We start from the raw sequence: 18907 nt of genomic DNA, 5'->3' as shown, positions 1-18907 counted from the left end.
TGTAAAACAATAAATTTAATTTGAAGAAATAGCTATTCACCGAAAGGCGTATTTTGAAGCCAGTCTTCAAGGTCTGAACGGCTAAGTGGGCGACTAATGTAATAACCTTGAACGATATCACAGCCCCAATCCTTTAAGATTTCAAGCGACGCTACGTCTTCAACACCTTCAGCCACAACCTTTAAATTAAACACATTCGCCAAACTCAGCACGGTATGAACAATTTGCTGGTCGTTTTCATCACTCGCCAGCGACAGAATAAAACTCTTATCAATTTTAATCGTTTTTACGGGCAAGTTCTTTAAATAGGCTAACGACGAATAGCCTGTACCAAAGTCGTCGATGGCGAAATGAAAGCCCCGCGCCGTTAGTTCATTAAGGTTCTCTATAGCAAGCGACGCATCAGCAACTAAATCGCTTTCTGTTATTTCAAGTTCCAGAGCTTCAGGTGACAGGCCTTCCTGAGTTAAAAGCGACACCAGCTTCCCTAGAAGTACCTTATTTTGAATATCCTGAGTAGATAAGTTCATCGCAACGGTGAACCCATACCCCATACCTCTAAAATAAGCTAAGTCTGAAATGGTTTGCTTCATTACCCAAGTCGTAACTTGCTCAATTAACCCTGCTTGCTCAGCAATGGTAATAAACTCATCAGGTGGAACAAAGCCCAGAACACTATTATTCCAACGAATAAGCGCTTCCATGCTGCATACTTTCATAGTCTGCAGATCTATTTTTGGCTGGTAAACCATAGACAGTTCGTTTTGCTGGCTAGCCAGTGCACGTTTTAGTTCGGTGGTAATTGATAGTCTTCGATTGTATTTATCTTCTAATTCCGTTCTGTAGCGAACGCACCAGCTGTCGCTGTGTATCGCTTCATCAGTAACAATATTCATTTTTCTGAATAATTCTTCCGATGTTGTTGCATCTTGCGGGCACTGGATAACCGCCATGGCGACTTTTACTGGAATTGCAATCAGGTTACTTTCCACTGGTTGCTCTAATATGTGCTTGAGCGTTTCGAGCTGATCATCATTAAGTGAATCTTGCGTAATATATAAAATCTCACCGCCAGCTAATCTTGCGGATGTACCAGGCCAACGCTGAAGCCTCTCAGCCAATGCTTTCAGTGTATTATCGCCGTTAGAGTAACCGTAGAGGTCGTTAATGGTTCGAAATCCGATTACGGTAATGGCAACAACCTGCAACTCTCTTTCTTCTTGAAGTTCTGACTCAAAGAAGCCTTCAACATAGTTCCGATTGAAAAGCCCGGTAAGCACGTCGTGTTCTGCTTGATAACGAATATGATTTTCACGACTTTTAATACTTGCTTGCATGCTATCGACTGCGTTGGCAAGTTCGGTAATCTCTTTGAGGTTCGACGGTGCGTCAAGGGTTGCGCCATAGCTTCCTGACGCGACCTTATTCACTGCTTTTACCAAGGTAGACACTGGTCGACTCACGTTCCTGGCAAGCAGCAGAGAAAGACCCAGAGCAATGAATATTGCGACTAAGCAAAATGCCAGAATCGTCAATTGAATACGTGTGAAAGCACTAAATGAAGACGTTGTATCTACAGCTAGAGTTATCTTAACCGGCAAATTGCCATCAGAGGCGATATTCACCTCACGGGCAAAGTAAGTAAGCTCGTCTTTAAAGGTTACATCTATCCACGAGGGGTCGTGTTCTGACGCGAGGATCCGTTGCGCATCATTTTCTTTTAAGGTAGTCGTAAGAACGTCATTGGTATCAGTTCTTGAGATAATAATTTCAGCGTCTACGAGCGCTTTTAGCTCTTCTAATAATCTGCTTTCAAACTCAACGCCTATTAGCATGTAATATCTAAGCGTAGGTATTTCTACGCGAATTAGATTTAACTGTACTAATTTGTTATCGACTACGAAGAAACCGCTGTCTTTCCCTTTAGCAACCAATGCTAGGCTACTTTCCACATTTTGACCGACTTCGAATAGGTCTGTACGCGTTACAACTACTTGATGGTCTAGACTTACCAGAGCGATGATATCGGTGTTTAGTCGCTGCGCGTAACTGGTAAACGCCGCTTCAATAGAGGGTATATTCTCTGTGCCAACCGCACGCCTGAAATCAAATGAGCGAGACAGTACTTTTGAAACGTTGCGTATGACAGCTTGGCGATCCGCAACCACTTTATCGAATACTTTCTCTGCTAAAACAATATTGTGGTCAATGTTTTGAACAACGAGAGTATTGGCTGAGCGCCACACTGCTCCAATTATCAGAAGTGATGCTATCACAATCCCTACGAATAGGGTTTGGAACAAACTCTGACTAAGTGTTTTTTGCACTATAGTGCCTCGTAAAAATTGTTTTGTTTATGTCGCAGACAGTATGACTAAGTATTGAAAAGCATAGCTGAATAATAAAAATAGGAACAGACATAACATCCTGTAAATTTTAGATTTTAACGCTTTGTTACAATTAACAAGGCCAGTTAAAAGTGAGCGTACAGGGTCACCTTAACAAGAATTTCACGGTGTAAAAACAGAAAAGGCCAGCATTGCGCTGGCCTTTACATTTATTTGGTGCGGAAAGCGGGACTTGAACCCGCACGAGCTATGCTCACCACCCCCTCAAGATGGCGTGTCTACCAATTCCACCACTTCCGCGAAAACTTTTTAGTTTGAACCTTCAGCGTCGTCAGACTTTGGTACGTCTGTCACATCGCTTTCAACAACAGGAACATCACTTTGAGCTGCATCTTCAATAACTGGTACGTCTTGATCAGCTGGTAGCTCTACTGGCTCTTCTACTGTCGCTGGAACTTCTAGGTTGTTCCACTCATCTTCTGCGCTTTCACGGTTTGCAGTCATTGCACCCAAAGAAAGGCTAATTAAGAAGAACAAGCCTGCTAATATAGCGGTCGTACGAGTCATGAAGTTACCTGAACCTGATGAACCGAAAACAGTGTTTGAACCGCCTGAGCCAAATGAAGCGCCCATATCTGCACCTTTACCTTGTTGGATCAATACAAATCCAATAAGTAATAGCGCTACAATTAGGTATGCTACTAATAGCACTTCGTAAATCATAAATACCTCGTCAGTTTGCCGCTTGGCAAATTGAAATAAAATCTTCAGCTTTTAAACTGGCTCCGCCAATTAAACCGCCATCTACATCTTTCTGTGCAAATAGGGTTTCAGCATTATCTGGCTTAACACTACCACCGTACAAAATACGAAGGCCTTGAGCCAATTGTGCGTCTACTTTATTAAAGTAGCCGCGAATAAATTCGTGTACTTCTTGTGCTTGCTCAGGGCTGGCTGTTTTACCAGTACCAATTGCCCAAATCGGCTCGTATGCAATAACAGTTTTGCTGAGTTCGTCTATCGACATGGCGCTAACTAGTGCATCTAGTTGCTCGCCAACAAACGATTCAACATCACCTGCTTCTCTCACTTCAAGTGGCTCACCTACACAAATGATGGGTACGACACCTAAAGAAACACATTGCTTTGCCTTTAATGCAACAAGTTCGCTTGACTCGCCTTGGTCTTCTCGTCTTTCTGAATGCCCAACAATTGCGTAACCGCAACCTGCTTCTTTAAGCATTTCAACTGACAACTCACCAGTGTGAGCGCCGTTATTAAGATGACTTACGTTTTGAGCACCAATGGCAAACGAATGGGTTTCAAATGCGTGTAAAAGAAGTGAAGGAGCGCAAATTACGATTTCCGAATCAGCTTTTACATTCGCCAGTTTTTGATTAAATTCAGCAACTAATGCCAAATTTCCGTTCATTTTCCAGTTGCCAGCCACGAATGGCTTTCTAAGATTTTTACTCACAACGCAGACCTTAGCCCTGTCTTCAAAGCGGGCGTGATATTAACTATTTAATTGAGAAGATACAAGCACAAAAAGCAAAATTTCCTGCTACGCCAACTAATTGGCGAGATTACGAACAGTTTCAGCAATATGCTCTGCCCATTTGTGAGATTGGCTTTCGTCATTCGACTCAACCATCACACGAATTAACGGCTCAGTACCACTTTTACGTAGAAGTACCCTGCCCGTTTTACCTAACGCAGACTCAGCCTCTTTCTTAGCATTTTGTACATTGCTGTGTGCTAAATAATCCACTTCTTGGTTAGCGTACCTCACGTTAACTAGCGTTTGCGGGTACATTTCAAACCCACTTGCTAAGTCGTGTAAGTCCATGTGCGAACGAAGCATTGCGGCAAGCACTTGAAGCCCAGCTACAATACCGTCACCCGTAGAGCTCATATTAAGATTGAGAACATGACCAGAGTTTTCACCGCCAATAGACCAGCCTTTTTGCTGTAGCAGCTCCATCACATAACGGTCGCCAACATTACTTCTTGCGAAAGGAACACCAAGCTTTGACAACGCATTTTCAAGGCCTAAATTGCTCATCAACGTGCCAACGACACCACCCTGCATTTTGCCGTTCTTAAGCGCGTCGCGGGCAATGATGTAAACAATCTGGTCACCATCAAGCACATTACCAAGGTGGTCTACCATCATAATGCGATCGCCATCGCCGTCTAGGGCAAAGCCAAGATCAGCGCCGGTCTCCTTAACCTTTTCAACAATCGCATCCATTGAGGTTGCGCCCACACCGTCGTTAATGTTTAAGCCGTTAGGCGCTGTACCAAGTTCGATAACCGTAGCACCTAACTCTCTCAATACATTGGGGGCAATGTGATACGTTGCGCCATGTGCGCAGTCCACAACAATTTTAAGATCTGTCAGCGATAATTCTGAAGGGAATGTCCCCTTACAAAACTCAATATAACGACCCGCAGCGTCGTTTATACGCGTGGCCTTACCCAGCTTATCAGATGCCACACATGTCATTGGACGCTCAAGCATATCTTCAATCGCTAATTCGATATCATCATCAAGCTTAAAGCCTTGCGCTGAGAAAAATTTAATGCCGTTGTCATAAAACGGATTATGTGACGCACTAATCACTATCCCTGCTTCTGAGCGAAATGTTTTGGTGAGATAAGCAATGGCTGGCGTTGGCATGGGGCCTAGCAAGCCGATATTGATACCAGCAGCCGATAAACCCGCCTCTAAAGACGACTCTAGCATGTAGCCAGAAATACGCGTGTCTTTACCAATAAGTACTTTGTTCGTCCCTCGTCCGGCAAGGACCTTACCTGCTGCCCACCCGAGTTTTGTAACAAACTCTGGGTTGATATTGCTCTCGCCTACCTTTCCGCGGATACCGTCGGTGCCGAAATATTTGCGCTGCGTCATTATTATTCCTTATTTTACTGAATTCAGCATTTTCACGATATTGACAGCATCAGCTGTTTCTTTCACGTCGTGAACGCGAATTATATGTGCGCCCATTTGGGCGACAATTGTAGCGAGGCTTATGCTTCCCGCCAAGCGCTCATCCACTTTTCTATTTAGCAAATTGCCAATCATCGACTTGCGAGACATGCCTACTAACACTGGGTAACCCAGCTTCATAAGCGATGGCAAGTGTTTCACCAACGTATAATTATGTTCCAGTGACTTTCCGAAACCGTAGCCAGGGTCGAACAAAATCTTGTCTTTAGCAATGCCCGCTTCTTCACACACTTTGGTACGCGCGAGTAGAAACTGACCCACATCATTCACTACATCATCATACTCAGGGCTTTGCTGCATGGTTCTGGGTTGCCCCTGCATATGCATTAAACAAACAGGTACTTGTGCTTCAGCTGCTACTTGCAATGCACCAGGCTCTTGTAAAGCGCGTACATCGTTGATTAGCCCCGCGCCGGCTTTCACCGCTTCCCGCATAACGTCGGCCTTGCTGGTATCAATAGAAATAACACATGAGGTATTTTTAGCTACGGCTTCAATAACGGGTATTGTGCGATCAAGCTCTTCCTGCAGCGATACGTCGGGCGCGCCTGGCCTTGTCGATTCACCACCTATATCAATAAAAGTTGCCCCTTCTTCAATCATGCGAAGCGCATGGTCAAGGGCTTGAGATACATTTGTGTGCTTGCCGCCGTCAGAAAATGAATCAGGAGTAACATTTAAAATGCCCATTACCTGAGGCTGTGACAGATCTATGAAGTACTTACCAAACTGCATGAATTACCTGCATTATCTTTGTTTTGAAATTACCGTATTTCTTAGTCAGAAAATATGTTGAGAAATGAAGCTTTAAAGCAAACTGATTTTGACCCGCTGTCTTAGCAATAAAACTTACTTAAAAATGCATGCTCTTTGCCTTGTTGCTTGCTGAATTCTTTGGTTAGTTCTTCGCCGTGTTTTTTTCATTGTTCTTTGCAAAGAACAGTGTAGAGCGTTACGAAATAAATAACTCAGCTAACACAGTGACATAAACTGTAAGTCAAATTCCCAGATTAAAATCAATCAGCTCTAACAAAAAACGCCAGTTAAACTGGCGTTTTTCAATGGATGTAGAAGGTTAGCTTGGAATATCACCCGGCTTACCTACCGACGGCTTGTCTACACCGTCATTTTTGATTTCACCTTCACGAACCGGTGCACCGCCACTTGGCTTGTCGCCACCCGATGGCTTGCTGTCATCCCAGTCAGCAGGAGGACGAACGTCAGTACGGTTCATCAAATCATCAATTTGCTTAGCATCAATGGTTTCGTACTTCATCAGTGCGTCTTTCATTGAATGTAAAATATCGATGTTGTCTTCAAGGATCTTTTGAGCACGCTCGTAGTTGCGGTCAATCAGTGACTTAATTTCCGCATCAATGGCACGTGCTGTGTCATCAGACATGTTTGTTGCCTTAGACATAGACTTGCCTAGGAACACTTCACCTTCGTCTTCAGCGTAAAGCATTGGGCCCATTTTGCTCGACAAGCCCCATTGGGTGACCATCTTACGTGCAATTTCAGTTGCGCGTTCGATGTCGTTAGATGCACCCGTGGTTACTTTGTCGTCACCATAAATAATGGCTTCAGCAATACGCCCACCAAACAAGCTAGAAATCATACTTTCTAAGTGCTGTTTAGAGTGGCTCACTCGGTCTTGCTCTGGTAAGTACATGGTCACACCCAGCGCGCGACCGCGTGGAATGATTGACACTTTGTATACCGGATCGTGCTCTGGCACTAAGCGACCCACAATAGCGTGACCCGCTTCGTGATACGCTGTCATTTCTTTTTCAGGCTCAGACATCACCATAGACTTACGCTCAGAGCCCATCATGATTTTGTCTTTCGCTTTCTCAAACTCTTCCATAGAAACAAGGCGCTTGTTGCCGCGAGCAGCGAACAATGCAGCTTCGTTTACTAGGTTAGCAAGGTCAGCACCTGAGAAACCTGGTGTACCGCGAGCAATAACTGACGGTTCTACGTTATCAGCCACTGGTACTTTGCGAATGTGAACTTTAAGAATTTGCTCACGGCCGCGGATGTCAGGAAGACCAACCACTACTTGACGGTCAAAACGACCAGGACGAAGAAGCGCAGGGTCGAGTACGTCAGGACGGTTAGTTGCCGCAATAACGATAATACCTTCATGACCTTCAAAACCGTCCATTTCAACAAGCATCTGGTTAAGGGTTTGCTCACGTTCGTCGTGACCACCACCTAGACCGGCACCACGTTGACGGCCTACCGCATCGATTTCATCGATAAAGATGATACAAGGCGCCGCTTTTTTCGCTTGCTCAAACATGTCACGCACACGAGATGCACCTACACCCACGAACATTTCAACGAAATCAGAACCAGAAATAGTAAAGAATGGTACTTTCGCTTCACCGGCAATGGCTTTTGCAAGCAACGTTTTACCTGTACCAGGAGGACCTACCATAAGTACGCCCTTCGGAATTTTACCACCAAGCTTTTGGAACTTAGACGGATCGCGTAGGAAGTCTACCAATTCAGATACATCTTCTTTCGCTTCGTCACAGCCTGCTACGTCAGCAAATGTTGTCTTAATTTGGTCTTCACCAAGCAAGCGAGCTTTGCTTTTACCGAATGACATAGCGCCACGGCCGCCGCCACCCTGCATTTGACGCATGAAGAAAATCCATACACCAATAAGCAGTAACATGGGGAACCATGAGATGAAAATAGACGTCAGAAGAGACTGCTCTTCTGGTGGTTCACCGTACACTCTTACGTCGTTCTTAACCAAGTCAGATACTAACTTGTCATCGAAGTAAGGTACGAATGTTTGGAAAGTTTCGCCTGAACGCTTAGTACCTCGAATTTCGCCACTATTATTGATGCGAACTTCTCGAATATTTCCCTGTTCTGCTTCTCTCAAAAACGTTGTGTAGTCAGTTTGCGAACGAGACGATTCACTCGGTGAAAAGCTCTGGAAAACCGACATTAAAACAACGGCGATGACTAACCATAAGATTAAATTTTTTGCCATATCGCTCAATGCTACTAACCTCTATAAACCCGAATTGCTTGTATATTCAACAAGTTGTTTATTGAATAAACGACACAACTCGCAACGAAAACCGCTTATCTCAAAGCGTACTACACTTTATACCCACAAGCCACCAAATACACCTCTCGCGAACGTGATCTGGACGAGTCAGGCTTACGCGTCTTTATGGTTGTGAAAGATTGTTTAAGTGCGTTCATGAACTCAACAAACCCCTCACCTTGGAACACCTTTATGACAAACGAACCACCAGGCTTTAACACTTGGTGACACATATCAAGCGCTAGTTCGCAAAGGTACATAGAGCGAGATTGGTCAACCGACGCGTTACCTGCAAGGTTCGGTGCCATATCAGACAACACAATATCTACGGTGTTCCCACCGATTCTGTTCAATAGTGCGTCGAGAACAGCGTCCTCTCTAAAATCACCTTGTAAAAAGTCTACGCCCACGATTGGGTCCATGGGCAAAATATCGCACGCGATAACTTGACCATTGTCGCCAACGAGCTGTGCAGCTAGCTGTGACCAGCCCCCCGGTGCAGCACCTAGGTCTACAAGTGTCATTCCTGGTTTAATAAGCTTATCTTTTTTCTGAATTTCTTCCAGTTTATAGATAGCTCGCGAGCGCCAACCTTCCTTATTTGCTTTTTGCACATAATGGTCGTTAACGTGTTCTTGTAGCCAGCGTTTACTGCTGGCGGAGTGTTTCTTTTTTGTCATTCCAATACAATGTCATTAGGATTGTAGAGAAGATGGCGTTAGAATACGTTATTTCAAGCATAAACTAACAGATTAATTGTAAGAAATATTACTTCATGAAACTTTCAAATAAACAGAAACAATTCCTAAAAGGCCTTGCACACCCTTTAAAACCTGTTGTGCAGCTAGGTGGGAACGGCCTGACAGAAGGTGTGGTTGCCGAAATTGACAACGCCCTTAGCCATCACGAATTAATTAAAGTTAAGGTGCCAACAGACGATCGCGAAGAAAAAGCGCTAATCATGGATGCCATTGTTCGTGAAACAAACTCAGTTAAGCTACAGGTAATCGGCCACACGCTAATTATCTACCGTCAAAGCGAAGACTGTAAAATTCAGTTGCCAAAATAGCTGAATATAAGGTGCCGATCCCCGTCGGCACCGTAGTTTTTCTTCTTACTTCCCGTTAACATCACGTTAATAATAGTGAAAAACTAGGGTTTAAGGGAAATCTATGACGCTAAATAATCTTACTGCCATTGTTACTGGCGGTTGCTCAGGACTTGGTCACGCCACTGCTATCGCACTTCGAGATGCAGGTGCTAACGTCAGCCTTTTCGACTTAAATGAAGAGCTTGGCGCACAGCGCGTAGAGGAATTAGGCAAAAACAACACACTTTTCACCAAAGTCGATGTACGCGATGAAACTTCTGTTCAAGCGGCTATAGACGCGACAACCGAAAGGTTTGGCGCCATTTCTTTAGTGGTTAACTGTGCAGGCATCGCTCCAGCTAAGCGACTGCTCGACAAAGAAGGCAATCCGGCGCCGTTGGGTGACTTCCAGAAAACTATCGATATTAACTTAGTAGGAAGCTTTAATGTTTCTCGCTTAGTTGCAGCGACGATGGCAAAGCAATCGCCAGTTAACGAGGAAGGCGAACGCGGTCTTATCGTAAACACTGCTTCAGTTGCTGGTTACGAAGGTCAAATAGGGCAAACCGCTTATGCCGCGAGTAAAGGTGGTATTATCGGCTTAACCCTTCCAATGGCTCGAGACTTAGCCCCGTTGGGTATTCGTGTTAACACCATTGCGCCGGGTGTAATGGGCACGCCAATGCTACTTGCTATGCCAGAAAAAGTGCAAGACGCCCTTTCTGCTAACGTTCAGTTTCCTAAGCGCCTTGGGCTACCAGAAGAATTTGCTAAGTTAGTTATCCATATGGCGAACAATAGCTACCTAAATGGTGAGACAATCCGCTTAGACGGCGGGCTGCGCATGCCTCCAAAGTAGTGATTAAGTACATTAATGCTTTAATCAAAAAAACCGCCTTTCGGCGGTTTTTTTTTAAAGCGTTATCTATCAGTAATAGTTAACTTTTCATTTTGATTAGCGTATCAGCTTCTACGGTGAAACGATTAAAGAAATCGTCTTCTAGTTCGCCGGTGATGCGTACGCGCTCGCCTTTCATTAGCGTTAGGTAACCATCCGCATCAACAGGTGCGTCCTCTAACTCATCAAGATCTACCGTGAGGGTGGTATCGCCCACGTCAATTTGTAACGCTTCTTTGCCAATTGATTTAACGGTACCTACAAGCACCATTTCTTCATCGTCAAACTCAATGTTACTTGCTGTACTTAAATAAAGATCTGCCGAAGCCTGATTAACCGACTCAGCTAAGTAAACAGTATCCATACCATCAACAATCACACTCTGAGCAACTAACCTTTCGCTCGAAAACATGCCATCATCAAGACGCGCCGTTACCATGACTTCTTCGCCTTTCATTTTTGCATAGGCATTACTGTCAAGGTCGGTGTCTCTTAACTCAACAAAGATATTCCCGTCACCGTAATCTAACGTAAAGAATTTTGAATCTACAGCAGACACCTCACCAGTCAACGTAATCCACGTATCACCAGACTCAGATGTTCTGGACTCAGGTTGCACTGACGCTGAAGCTGCTTGCATTTGCGCAGTTTTCATCTCGTCAACGTTAGCTTGTGCCATTGCAGATGAGCCCATCATAGCGAATGAAACCAGAGTTGCTGTAATCGTTCGTTTTGAGTTAAACATCGTAACCTCCTTAAAGGCATCATTGTTATCCATTCGATAATCTCTGATGCAAACCCAATGCCGCGCATATAAATTAACAACTTAAGTGGAACACACTTAAATTATCTATTTGCTAAAAAGAAAAATATTCCGACTATTGAAGAGATTACACTGTATCCTGCATGCGTATTTGTGGGGTGCTTGTCCTTCAGATAAAAGAGTTAAAATAACACGCCTTACTGTGTAAAGTAGTGTTATGGAATTAGGTTAAGCACAGTGGACGGCAAATGTCTCACCCTCATCAACATATTGATACGCCACCTCTTAGTAGTGATGTCGAAAATAATACTGCAGATAAATTAGAAACCGTTGAAACAAAGGATATAGTCACGCCCTATGCGTTTGGCGTGGCTAGCTCGCTGTTGGGCAAGCGTCTGGCTACACCTTTTCAACGAGGGTTGGCTCAGTGTATTGACCTACTATTTGTCGCCATTTTGAGCTCACTGGATGCACTGTTTTTGGCGATTATTGCTACAGTGACGTTTTATAAAGCTAGCCGCAACGTAGCCAATCAAAGCCATAAAAAAACGACGCGTTCATTTCTTCGAATAGGTGGAGCGTTCATGCTCTTTTGGACAGTGTTGCTTACGTTAGATGCTGCCAATGAGGCTAATTACTTTCGTGACGATGCAACTGTCAGCAACGTGATCGACTCGCCTAATCGCCAAGGTGAGAAAAATGGTGCGAATGATGATATTGGAGTAAATGAGCAAGTTCAAAATAAAGGTGTGCATGAAAATGGCCTACAGGAAGCTGAAGGTATTGAAAGTGACCTAGCAGATTTCGATGACGCAACTTCAGAGCCCTCAGCAAATACATACAGCATTGTCGCGTGGATTAAAGGTTTAATTACTGAGCTTGGCTTAGGCTTTGGTTGGGCCACGCTTTATTACAGCGTGTTTACCGCATGGTTTAACGGAAAAACTCCAGGTAAACGACTGCTAAATATACAAGTACTCAAACTCGATGGTTCTGGACTGTCGCTATGGGAGAGCTTTGGTCGTTATGGTGGTTATGGTGCGGGTTTAGCAACTGGCTTGTTAGGATTTGTGCAAATTTACTGGGATCCTAACCGACAAGCTATCCAAGATAAAATTTCAGAAACTCTGGTCATCAGCACCCGCGATTAGCGCGCTCTGATACTTGCGTTTAGCATTGAATGGCTGTGTGCACGTTCTACTGAAAAAGCACATCTTTATTAGCGCAAAAATAAAGAAGCGCGTCTCGACACTGCAAGTACGCGCTTCGTTCTTATCTATTCGCCATCTCCACCATTAACAATAAGCGCAATATTGTATAGACGGTTTACGGCATGGTAATTGATTGAATTTTTGGGGTAACGACCTTTACTACTTATTTTACCCGCTTCCTGTTCCATCAAAATAGATAGCGCATCATCAACAGTCTCTACAGTGTAAATATGGAACAGCCCTTTTTTCACTGCGTCGATAACGGTGGCATCTAATACCAAATTAATCGCATTTGATTTAGGAATAATCACGCCTTGCGTGCCGGTGAGGCCACGGTGTTGACACAAGTCGAAAAAGCCTTCTATCTTTTCGTTCACACCGCCAACCGCTTGCACTTCACCATACTGGTTTATGGAACCCGTGATAGCCAAGGTTTGTAAGCAAGGGATTTCAGTCAACGCAGAGATAAGCGCAACAAGTTCACCAAGGGATGCACTATCGCCATCAATATGTCCGTATGACTGCTCTAGCGCTATATTTGCCGATAGGGTTAACGGGAAATGCTGGGCATACTTGTTGCCCAAGTAGCCGTTTAACAACATCACGCCTTTTGAGTGAATAGGCTGTCCAAGCTCTACCTCACGCTCAATATCAACGACACCACTTGCGCCGGCAAATACAGTAGACGTAATGCGTGCAGGCGTACCAAATGCAGTGTCACCAATATCCAATACCGTTAACCCGTTTACTTTGCCTACCGCTTTTCCTTCAGTGGCAATAAGCACGTGCCCTTCTTTAATATCGTTTAATAGTGTTTGGCTGACACGGCCGGTACGACGCTTCTTGGCACTTAATGCTGTTTTTAAATGATCAAGTTCTAGCGTGTCGGCATTAGATTTCTGACAGAAATAATAGGCTTCATTAACTAGCTCGATAACTTCAGCGAAGTGCGCAGATAGCTTTTCTTTATGTTCAGCCATTCTTAACGAGTACTCAACTAGCCTGCACATCGCGTTAGCGGTAATGCCTTTAAGTCCTAACTGAATAAGATGCGCACGTACTTTGCCCACGAAATCAAAAAGCGCCTGTCTGGTGACGGGTATTTCCAAATCAAAATCCACCAACACTCTAAACAGTTCATCAAACTCGTCATCGTAATCTTGCAGCGTGTAGTATAAATCACGCGAGCCTAACAGAACGATTTTCACATTTAAGTCGATGGGCTGTGGATTGAGCGTAATGTTGTTCACCATACCCACATCTTGCTGGGGTAAGTCCATGCGCAAGCGCTGTGACTTGATGGCAAGCTTAAGAGTATCCCACACGAAAGGTTGTTCAATAAGTTGGTCGACATCCAACAACAAATAACCGCCATTTGCACGATGGAGCGCACCGGGCTGAATCATGCGATAGTTGGTAAACACGCTGCCGTGAATGTTGGTGTACTCTATTTTGCCAAACAAATTTTGATAAGTAGGGTTCGGCTCATAAATAACAGGGGCTGCGTCATCGAGTTTATTCGACACCAAAACGTTAGGAAGAAATTGCTCTTCTAAAAATATCTTCTTGTCGAAGTCATCACTCTTCTCTTCTTTCTGCTCTTCACTGTGAATGACTAAGATAGCGTTGACCAATGCAGTTTTAAGCTGCTTGAGGTACTTCATTACCCCTAGCTCAGACGCGTATTTGTGCTCAAGCACTTTTAGCAGCGGCTTAATTCCCTGCTCTGCGGTCTTTTTGTCAAGCTCACGAAGACGCTCAGAGTTTTCGCGTTTCCACGTAGGCAGGCTTAACAGGCCTTCGCTTAACCTGTTTTCTAGTTCGTCAATAAGAGTATAAAACCCTTCCCGTTGTGCGTCAGTTAATGACGCAAACTCTGTGTCACTTATTGGCTTGCCGTTAACGATAGGTGAAAACGTAATAGAGCCACCCTCTTCGTACAGCGCAACATCATTCGCTTGTGCGTAACGCTCTACCGCATCGATAGCCGCATCGTACTTTTGCTCGAATTCTCTGGAAATTGACGCGCGACGGCGCTGATATCCCGGGTTATCAAAAGCAATGGGCAGTGAGTCTAAGACATCGTCAATAAGCGCAGCCATGTCCTTGTGGAATGCTTTTCCACCTCCGGGAGGAAATTTTAGCGCAACAGGTTCGCGCTCTTCGTCAAAATTGTTGATATAACAACAATCATCAGGCGCCGGTAGCTGGGCAACTTGGCGTTCAATGTAATCCTTCACTAGAGTGAAGCGCCCCGTAGCGGGCTCACCCATCACGTAAAGATTATAGCCTTTGGTGTTAATACCTAACCCAAACGTAAGTGCTTCACGCGCACGCTCTTGCCCAATGAAGGTCGCATTTAGCGCTTCATCATCTTTTAAGGCACTGTTTATCGCTCGGCGATTTATGGTAGGTGAAAGCGCGTCTACATCTAACGCATATAATTTACTGTCTACAGACATGTCTGTTCTATCTTTGTTTCTTTACTTAAGTGAAACCCTAATTAACATTAGTGTCAAACGCTTATCCTGAATAAGGCAGCTTTGCATCGCTAATTGCACAACAAACAACCACCTTCATGATTTTAGAGAGGAATTGGCAAGCACTACGAGCTTTTTGTGGCCTTCATTAGAACTGATACCTTGCGACACAAGGTGTAGCGTCTAATTAAAGCCGAAAAGGAGTTAAGTACGAAAGAACTTACTTCAATTTAACCGCTGCATTTATTTCTGCCACATAATTTGGAACAGGGCATTAAACTCACAGCGTTAAGCGAAGCGCGCCAAGGTCAGAGCCGTAAGGACAATGTGGTCAAGACAAAGCTCTGAAGAATCCTGTAACAGTAAGGCTTTAAAGTAGGTAGCAACGCAAGCTGCTTTCAATTACCTTAGAAAACACAAAAACCGAAATTCGTTTGGCGACGAGACCAGGTTTCGCGCGCAATAACCAATGAACAAAAACAGGGTAATAACAATGACAAAAAAATTGAAAACTCGCTCACCCCTTCTGCTCACCTCCTCTTTCCTTGCTACCTTTCTGGGTACGGCATTTTCTTCAATGAGTATCGCTAACGTAAACTATGCAGATAACTCAGGGTTTTCTATTACCAATGAGAGTGAAAGTTATGCGCCAGTTGAAGTCGTGTACTCTCATTTTATTCAACATGTGGATATGTGGTGGCCGAAAGACCACACATGGTGGAAAGGTGCTTTGCGCATAGATGAGCAGGCTGGTGGCTGTTTCTGTGAAACGACAGACACGGCGAGTGCAGCGCATATGCAGGTAAGCTATGTTGAACCGAACAAAAAAGTGGTGATGACAGGTGGCTTAGGCCCGCTTCAAGAGATGGGTATGTCAGGTGCACTGACATGGGAATTCAGCACAATAGCATCGAGCACTTCATCGGATGCAAACACACAAGACGGTCGCATACCGAAAACTAAAGTCACCCTTACCTACCACGCCTCAGGCAATATTCACTTTAATGGTCAAAAAGCATCTAACGAAGACGCCGCCAATTTAGTTCGAGTAGTAGACAAAGTGCAGGCGCAACAACTAAATGCGCTAACCGCGTTTAGTGACAATAATTAGACGCGACACCGGGGCCTGTTTATCGACAAGATAAGATGGCGCCAAGACAAAGTAAGATGAGCAAATGGGGCGAGTTCTGGTGTTCAATCGGCGTAAACTGTGTCATTAATGCTCACTTTTCAAGCAAGCAACAATAAATATTGCCAAGTTCGGTGTTAAGCTATTGAGGCATGGCTTAGCGCTGGGTTATTCTATTGGGCTATATGTATGTTAAGTGGGTGAATCCCACGCGCGGTTAGTTGGCGTTGCTACAAACTCGCCTTATGCCGCCCCATAAACGTTTTAACTTTTAATGCGGAAGCCTAAGTTTCATGGCCGATAATCAGTACAATCCGAAAGACATTGAACAACGCGTTCAGCAATACTGGGAAGAAAACCAATCGTTTAAAGCAAATGACGACGTAGAAAAAGAAAAGTTCTACTGCCTGTCTATGTTCCCATACCCTAGTGGCCGACTTCACATGGGCCACGTGCGCAACTACACCATTGGTGACGTGATCAGCCGTTTCCAGCGCATGCAGGGTAAAAATGTATTGCAGCCTATGGGTTGGGATGCTTTTGGTCTTCCGGCTGAAAACGCAGCAATTAACAACAACACTGCACCTGCGAAATGGACATACTCAAATATTGATTACATGAAAAACCAACTTCGCTCGTTGGGTTTCGGTTACGACTGGGATCGCGAAGTAACCACATGTAAATCAGATTACTATCGCTGGGAACAGTGGTTCTTCACACGCCTTTACGAAAAAGGTCTTGTTTACAAGAAAAACTCTACTGTCAACTGGGACCCTGTAGACCAAACTGTTTTGGCTAACGAGCAGGTAATCGATGGTCGCGGATGGCGCTCTGGTGCGCTGGTTGAGCAAAAAGAGATCCCTCAGTGGTTTATTAAAATTACTGACTACGCCGAAGAACTTTTACAAGACTTAGAACAGCTTGAAGAATGGCCAGACCAAGTACGCGCAATGCAGGCGAACTGGATTGGCCGCTCTGAAGGTGTTGAAATTACCTTCGATTTAGCGTCAGCGGTTAACGACATTGCCGATTTGACGGTATATACGACGCGCCCAGATACCTTCTACGGCGTTACTTACGTTGCAGTGGCTGCGCAGCACCCTCTTGCCGAATTCGCAGCAAAATCGAACCCAGATTTAGCGGCCTTTATCGACGAATGTAAAAACACCAAAGTTGCTGAAGCTGAATTAGCAACCATGGAGAAGAAAGGTTTCGCCACGGGTTTTGAGGTTGTTCACCCACTAACCGGTGAAAAGCTTCCAATTTGGGTCGCTAACTTCGTGTTGATGGACTACGGTTCAGGCGCGGTAATGGCTGTTCCTGGCCACGACCAGCGCGATTGGGAATTTGCGACTAAATACAACCTACCTATTCAACAAGTCATTGCGCCAAACGCAGGTGATGAAGATAAGTGCGACCTTACCGCCTCTGCATTTACTGAAAAAGGTAGCTTGATCAATTCAGATAAGTTCGACGGTCTTGAGTTCGATGCCGCATTTAATGGTATTGCTGATGAACTTGAAAGCAAAGGCTGTGGAAAGCGCAAAGTAAATTACCGTCTTCGTGACTGGGGCGTAAGCCGTCAGCGCTACTGGGGCGCACCTATTCCAATGCTAAATTTGGAAAACGGTGAATCTGTTCCGGTTCCTGCTGACCAACTACCGGTTGTTTTGCCTGAAGACGTAGAAATGAATGGCGTTACCTCGCCAATTAAAGCTGACCCTGAGTGGGCAAAAACCACATACAATGGCGAAGCCGCGTTACGTGAAACGGATACCTTCGACACCTTTATGGAGTCATCGTGGTACTACGCGCGCTATGCCTGTGCTACTAACAACGACGCCATGCTTGATCCAACATCAGCTAACTACTGGTTACCAGTAGATCAGTACATTGGTGGTATCGAGCACGCTATCTTGCACTTACTTTACTCGCGTTTCTTCCACAAGTTGTTACGCGATGAAGGCTTGGTAAACTCTGATGAGCCGTTCAAGCGTTTGCTGTGTCAAGGCATGGTATTAGCTGACTCGTACTATCGTGAAGACGCGTCTGGTAAGAAAACCTGGTTCTCGCCTACCGAAGTAAGCACTGAAAAGGACGATAAAGGCCGTATTGTTAAAGCATGGCTAACCGCTGACGGTGAAGAAGTTATTCACGGCGGTATGACGAAAATGTCTAAGTCGAAGAATAACGGTATCGACCCGCAAGAAGTTATTGACCAATACGGTGCCGATACGGTGCGTTTATTTACCATGTTTGCTGCGCCACCGGAGCAAACCCTTGAGTGGGTAGACTCTGGTGTTGAAGGTGCAAACCGTTTCTTACGTCGTATCTGGAAATTAGTGACCGAACACGTTGAAAAAGGCACGCCAGAAGCGATTGATGTTAAGGCACTGTCGAAAGACCAACAGGCACTTCGCCGTGAAGTACATAAGACCATTGAAAAGGTGTCTGATGACTTAGGCCGTCGTCAAACCTTTAACACTGCGGTTGCAGCGGTGATGGAATTGTTAAACCACCTTCAAAAAGCACCACAAGAAAACGCGCAGGACATCGCAATTATGCGCGAAGCCTGTGAATCTATCTTGTTGCTTCTAAACCCTATTACGCCGCACATCGCTCACGAGCTATGGAAAGTGTTGGGTCACAGTGAAGATATCGATTTAGCGCCATGGCCACAGGCTGATAAAGCCGCATTGGTTGAAGACGAGAAGCTTATCATTGTTCAGGTTAACGGTAAGGTGCGCGCTAAGATGACAATTGCTGCTGATGCAAGCAAAGAGAGCATTGAAGCATCTGCGAAAGAACAGCCTAACGTTCAGCAATTCATCGAAGGTAAGACCATTCGTAAAGTGATTGTTGTGCCTGGCAAGCTTGTAAACATTGTAGCTAACTAGGT

Annotated in this window: 14 protein-coding genes and 1 tRNA gene; 5 read left to right on the top strand and 10 right to left on the bottom strand. The window is 44.7% G+C overall.

Features of this window, described 5'->3' with window-relative positions:
* Positions 1-32 precede the first annotated feature (32 nt).
* The 8 genes from AWH61_RS06465 to rlmE form a co-directional block, all read right to left on the bottom strand.
* Positions 33-2327: a putative bifunctional diguanylate cyclase/phosphodiesterase gene (locus tag AWH61_RS06465; RefSeq protein WP_075176517.1), complete on the bottom strand. Its 2295-nt coding sequence runs from the start codon at positions 2325-2327 to the stop codon at positions 33-35.
* Between the two features lie 235 nt (positions 2328-2562).
* Positions 2563-2648, bottom strand: a tRNA-Leu gene (locus AWH61_RS06460).
* Between the two features lie 9 nt (positions 2649-2657).
* Positions 2658-3071: a preprotein translocase subunit SecG gene (secG, locus tag AWH61_RS06455; RefSeq protein WP_039229428.1), complete on the bottom strand. Its 414-nt coding sequence runs from the start codon at positions 3069-3071 to the stop codon at positions 2658-2660.
* 10 nt (positions 3072-3081) lie between these two features.
* Positions 3082-3825 (bottom strand): triose-phosphate isomerase, encoded by a 744-nt coding sequence (tpiA, locus tag AWH61_RS06450; protein ID WP_075176516.1) that lies wholly within the window; start codon positions 3823-3825, stop codon positions 3082-3084.
* Between the two features lie 96 nt (positions 3826-3921).
* Positions 3922-5265 carry a phosphoglucosamine mutase gene (gene glmM, locus AWH61_RS06445; protein ID WP_014949367.1) on the bottom strand — a complete coding sequence of 448 codons (1344 nt, stop codon included), beginning with the start codon at positions 5263-5265 and terminating at the stop codon, positions 3922-3924.
* A 9-nt stretch (positions 5266-5274) separates the two neighbouring features.
* A complete protein-coding gene (folP, locus tag AWH61_RS06440; RefSeq protein WP_014976422.1) occupies positions 5275-6099 on the bottom strand; it encodes a dihydropteroate synthase in 825 nt (274 codons plus the stop codon).
* A 340-nt stretch (positions 6100-6439) separates the two neighbouring features.
* Complete coding sequence (gene ftsH / locus AWH61_RS06435; protein WP_014949365.1) at positions 6440-8386, bottom strand: ATP-dependent zinc metalloprotease FtsH; 1947 nt, start codon at positions 8384-8386, stop codon at positions 6440-6442.
* A gap of 101 nt (positions 8387-8487) precedes the next feature.
* Positions 8488-9117, bottom strand: coding sequence for a 23S rRNA (uridine(2552)-2'-O)-methyltransferase RlmE (gene rlmE / locus AWH61_RS06430; protein ID WP_014949364.1), 630 nt, complete (start codon positions 9115-9117; stop codon positions 8488-8490).
* Positions 9118-9212: 95 nt separating this feature from the next.
* On the opposite strand from rlmE, the gene yhbY reads away from it, so the two are divergent.
* Together yhbY and AWH61_RS06420 are read left to right on the top strand one after the other, a co-directional pair.
* Positions 9213-9506 carry a ribosome assembly RNA-binding protein YhbY gene (yhbY, locus tag AWH61_RS06425; protein ID WP_014949363.1) on the top strand — a complete coding sequence of 98 codons (294 nt, stop codon included), beginning with the start codon at positions 9213-9215 and terminating at the stop codon, positions 9504-9506.
* A gap of 103 nt (positions 9507-9609) precedes the next feature.
* Positions 9610-10386 carry a 3-hydroxyacyl-CoA dehydrogenase gene (locus AWH61_RS06420; protein ID WP_039229436.1) on the top strand — a complete coding sequence of 259 codons (777 nt, stop codon included), beginning with the start codon at positions 9610-9612 and terminating at the stop codon, positions 10384-10386.
* Between the two features lie 79 nt (positions 10387-10465).
* On the opposite strand, the gene AWH61_RS06415 is transcribed toward AWH61_RS06420, so the two are convergent.
* Positions 10466-11170 (bottom strand): hypothetical protein, encoded by a 705-nt coding sequence (locus AWH61_RS06415; RefSeq protein ID WP_075176515.1) that lies wholly within the window; start codon positions 11168-11170, stop codon positions 10466-10468.
* Positions 11171-11436: 266 nt separating this feature from the next.
* On the opposite strand from AWH61_RS06415, the gene AWH61_RS06410 reads away from it, so the two are divergent.
* Positions 11437-12339, top strand: a complete 903-nt coding sequence (locus AWH61_RS06410) for an RDD family protein (protein ID WP_039232709.1) — start codon at positions 11437-11439, stop codon at positions 12337-12339.
* A 125-nt stretch (positions 12340-12464) separates the two neighbouring features.
* On the opposite strand, the gene AWH61_RS06405 is transcribed toward AWH61_RS06410, so the two are convergent.
* A complete protein-coding gene (locus tag AWH61_RS06405; protein ID WP_014976416.1) occupies positions 12465-14861 on the bottom strand; it encodes a Lon protease family protein in 2397 nt (798 codons plus the stop codon).
* A 511-nt stretch (positions 14862-15372) separates the two neighbouring features.
* On the opposite strand from AWH61_RS06405, the gene AWH61_RS06400 reads away from it, so the two are divergent.
* Both AWH61_RS06400 and leuS read left to right on the top strand, forming a co-directional pair.
* Entirely contained in the window at positions 15373-15990 is a 618-nt protein-coding gene (locus AWH61_RS06400; protein ID WP_014976415.1) for an SRPBCC family protein, read from the top strand.
* Positions 15991-16301: 311 nt separating this feature from the next.
* Positions 16302-18905, top strand: a complete 2604-nt coding sequence (gene leuS / locus AWH61_RS06395) for a leucine--tRNA ligase (RefSeq protein ID WP_075176514.1) — start codon at positions 16302-16304, stop codon at positions 18903-18905.
* The last annotated feature ends 2 nt before the right edge of the window (positions 18906-18907 follow it).

Origin of the sequence: Alteromonas sp. W12 (genome assembly GCF_001924945.1) — a bacterium.
Classification (GTDB): Bacteria; Pseudomonadota; Gammaproteobacteria; order Enterobacterales; family Alteromonadaceae; genus Alteromonas; species Alteromonas macleodii.
The sequence above is the reverse complement of the archived record's forward strand: the minus strand, read 5'-3'. Positions and strand labels throughout refer to the sequence as shown.

Excerpts from the sequence above, each read along its gene's own strand:
- secG (WP_039229428.1), bottom strand. The coding sequence starts at position 3,071 with ATGATTTACGAAGTGCTATTAGTAGCATACCTAATTGTAGCGCTATTA.
- glmM (WP_014949367.1), bottom strand. The coding sequence starts at position 5,265 with ATGACGCAGCGCAAATATTTCGGCACCGACGGTATCCGCGGAAAGGTA.
- folP (WP_014976422.1), bottom strand. The coding sequence starts at position 6,099 with ATGCAGTTTGGTAAGTACTTCATAGATCTGTCACAGCCTCAGGTAATG.
- rlmE (WP_014949364.1), bottom strand. The coding sequence starts at position 9,117 with ATGACAAAAAAGAAACACTCCGCCAGCAGTAAACGCTGGCTACAAGAA.
- yhbY (WP_014949363.1), top strand. The coding sequence starts at position 9,213 with ATGAAACTTTCAAATAAACAGAAACAATTCCTAAAAGGCCTTGCACAC.
- AWH61_RS06420 (WP_039229436.1), top strand. The coding sequence starts at position 9,610 with ATGACGCTAAATAATCTTACTGCCATTGTTACTGGCGGTTGCTCAGGA.
- AWH61_RS06415 (WP_075176515.1), bottom strand. The coding sequence starts at position 11,170 with ATGTTTAACTCAAAACGAACGATTACAGCAACTCTGGTTTCATTCGCT.
- AWH61_RS06410 (WP_039232709.1), top strand. The coding sequence starts at position 11,437 with ATGTCTCACCCTCATCAACATATTGATACGCCACCTCTTAGTAGTGAT.
- AWH61_RS06405 (WP_014976416.1), bottom strand. The coding sequence starts at position 14,861 with ATGTCTGTAGACAGTAAATTATATGCGTTAGATGTAGACGCGCTTTCA.
- AWH61_RS06400 (WP_014976415.1), top strand. The coding sequence starts at position 15,373 with ATGACAAAAAAATTGAAAACTCGCTCACCCCTTCTGCTCACCTCCTCT.
- leuS (WP_075176514.1), top strand. The coding sequence starts at position 16,302 with ATGGCCGATAATCAGTACAATCCGAAAGACATTGAACAACGCGTTCAG.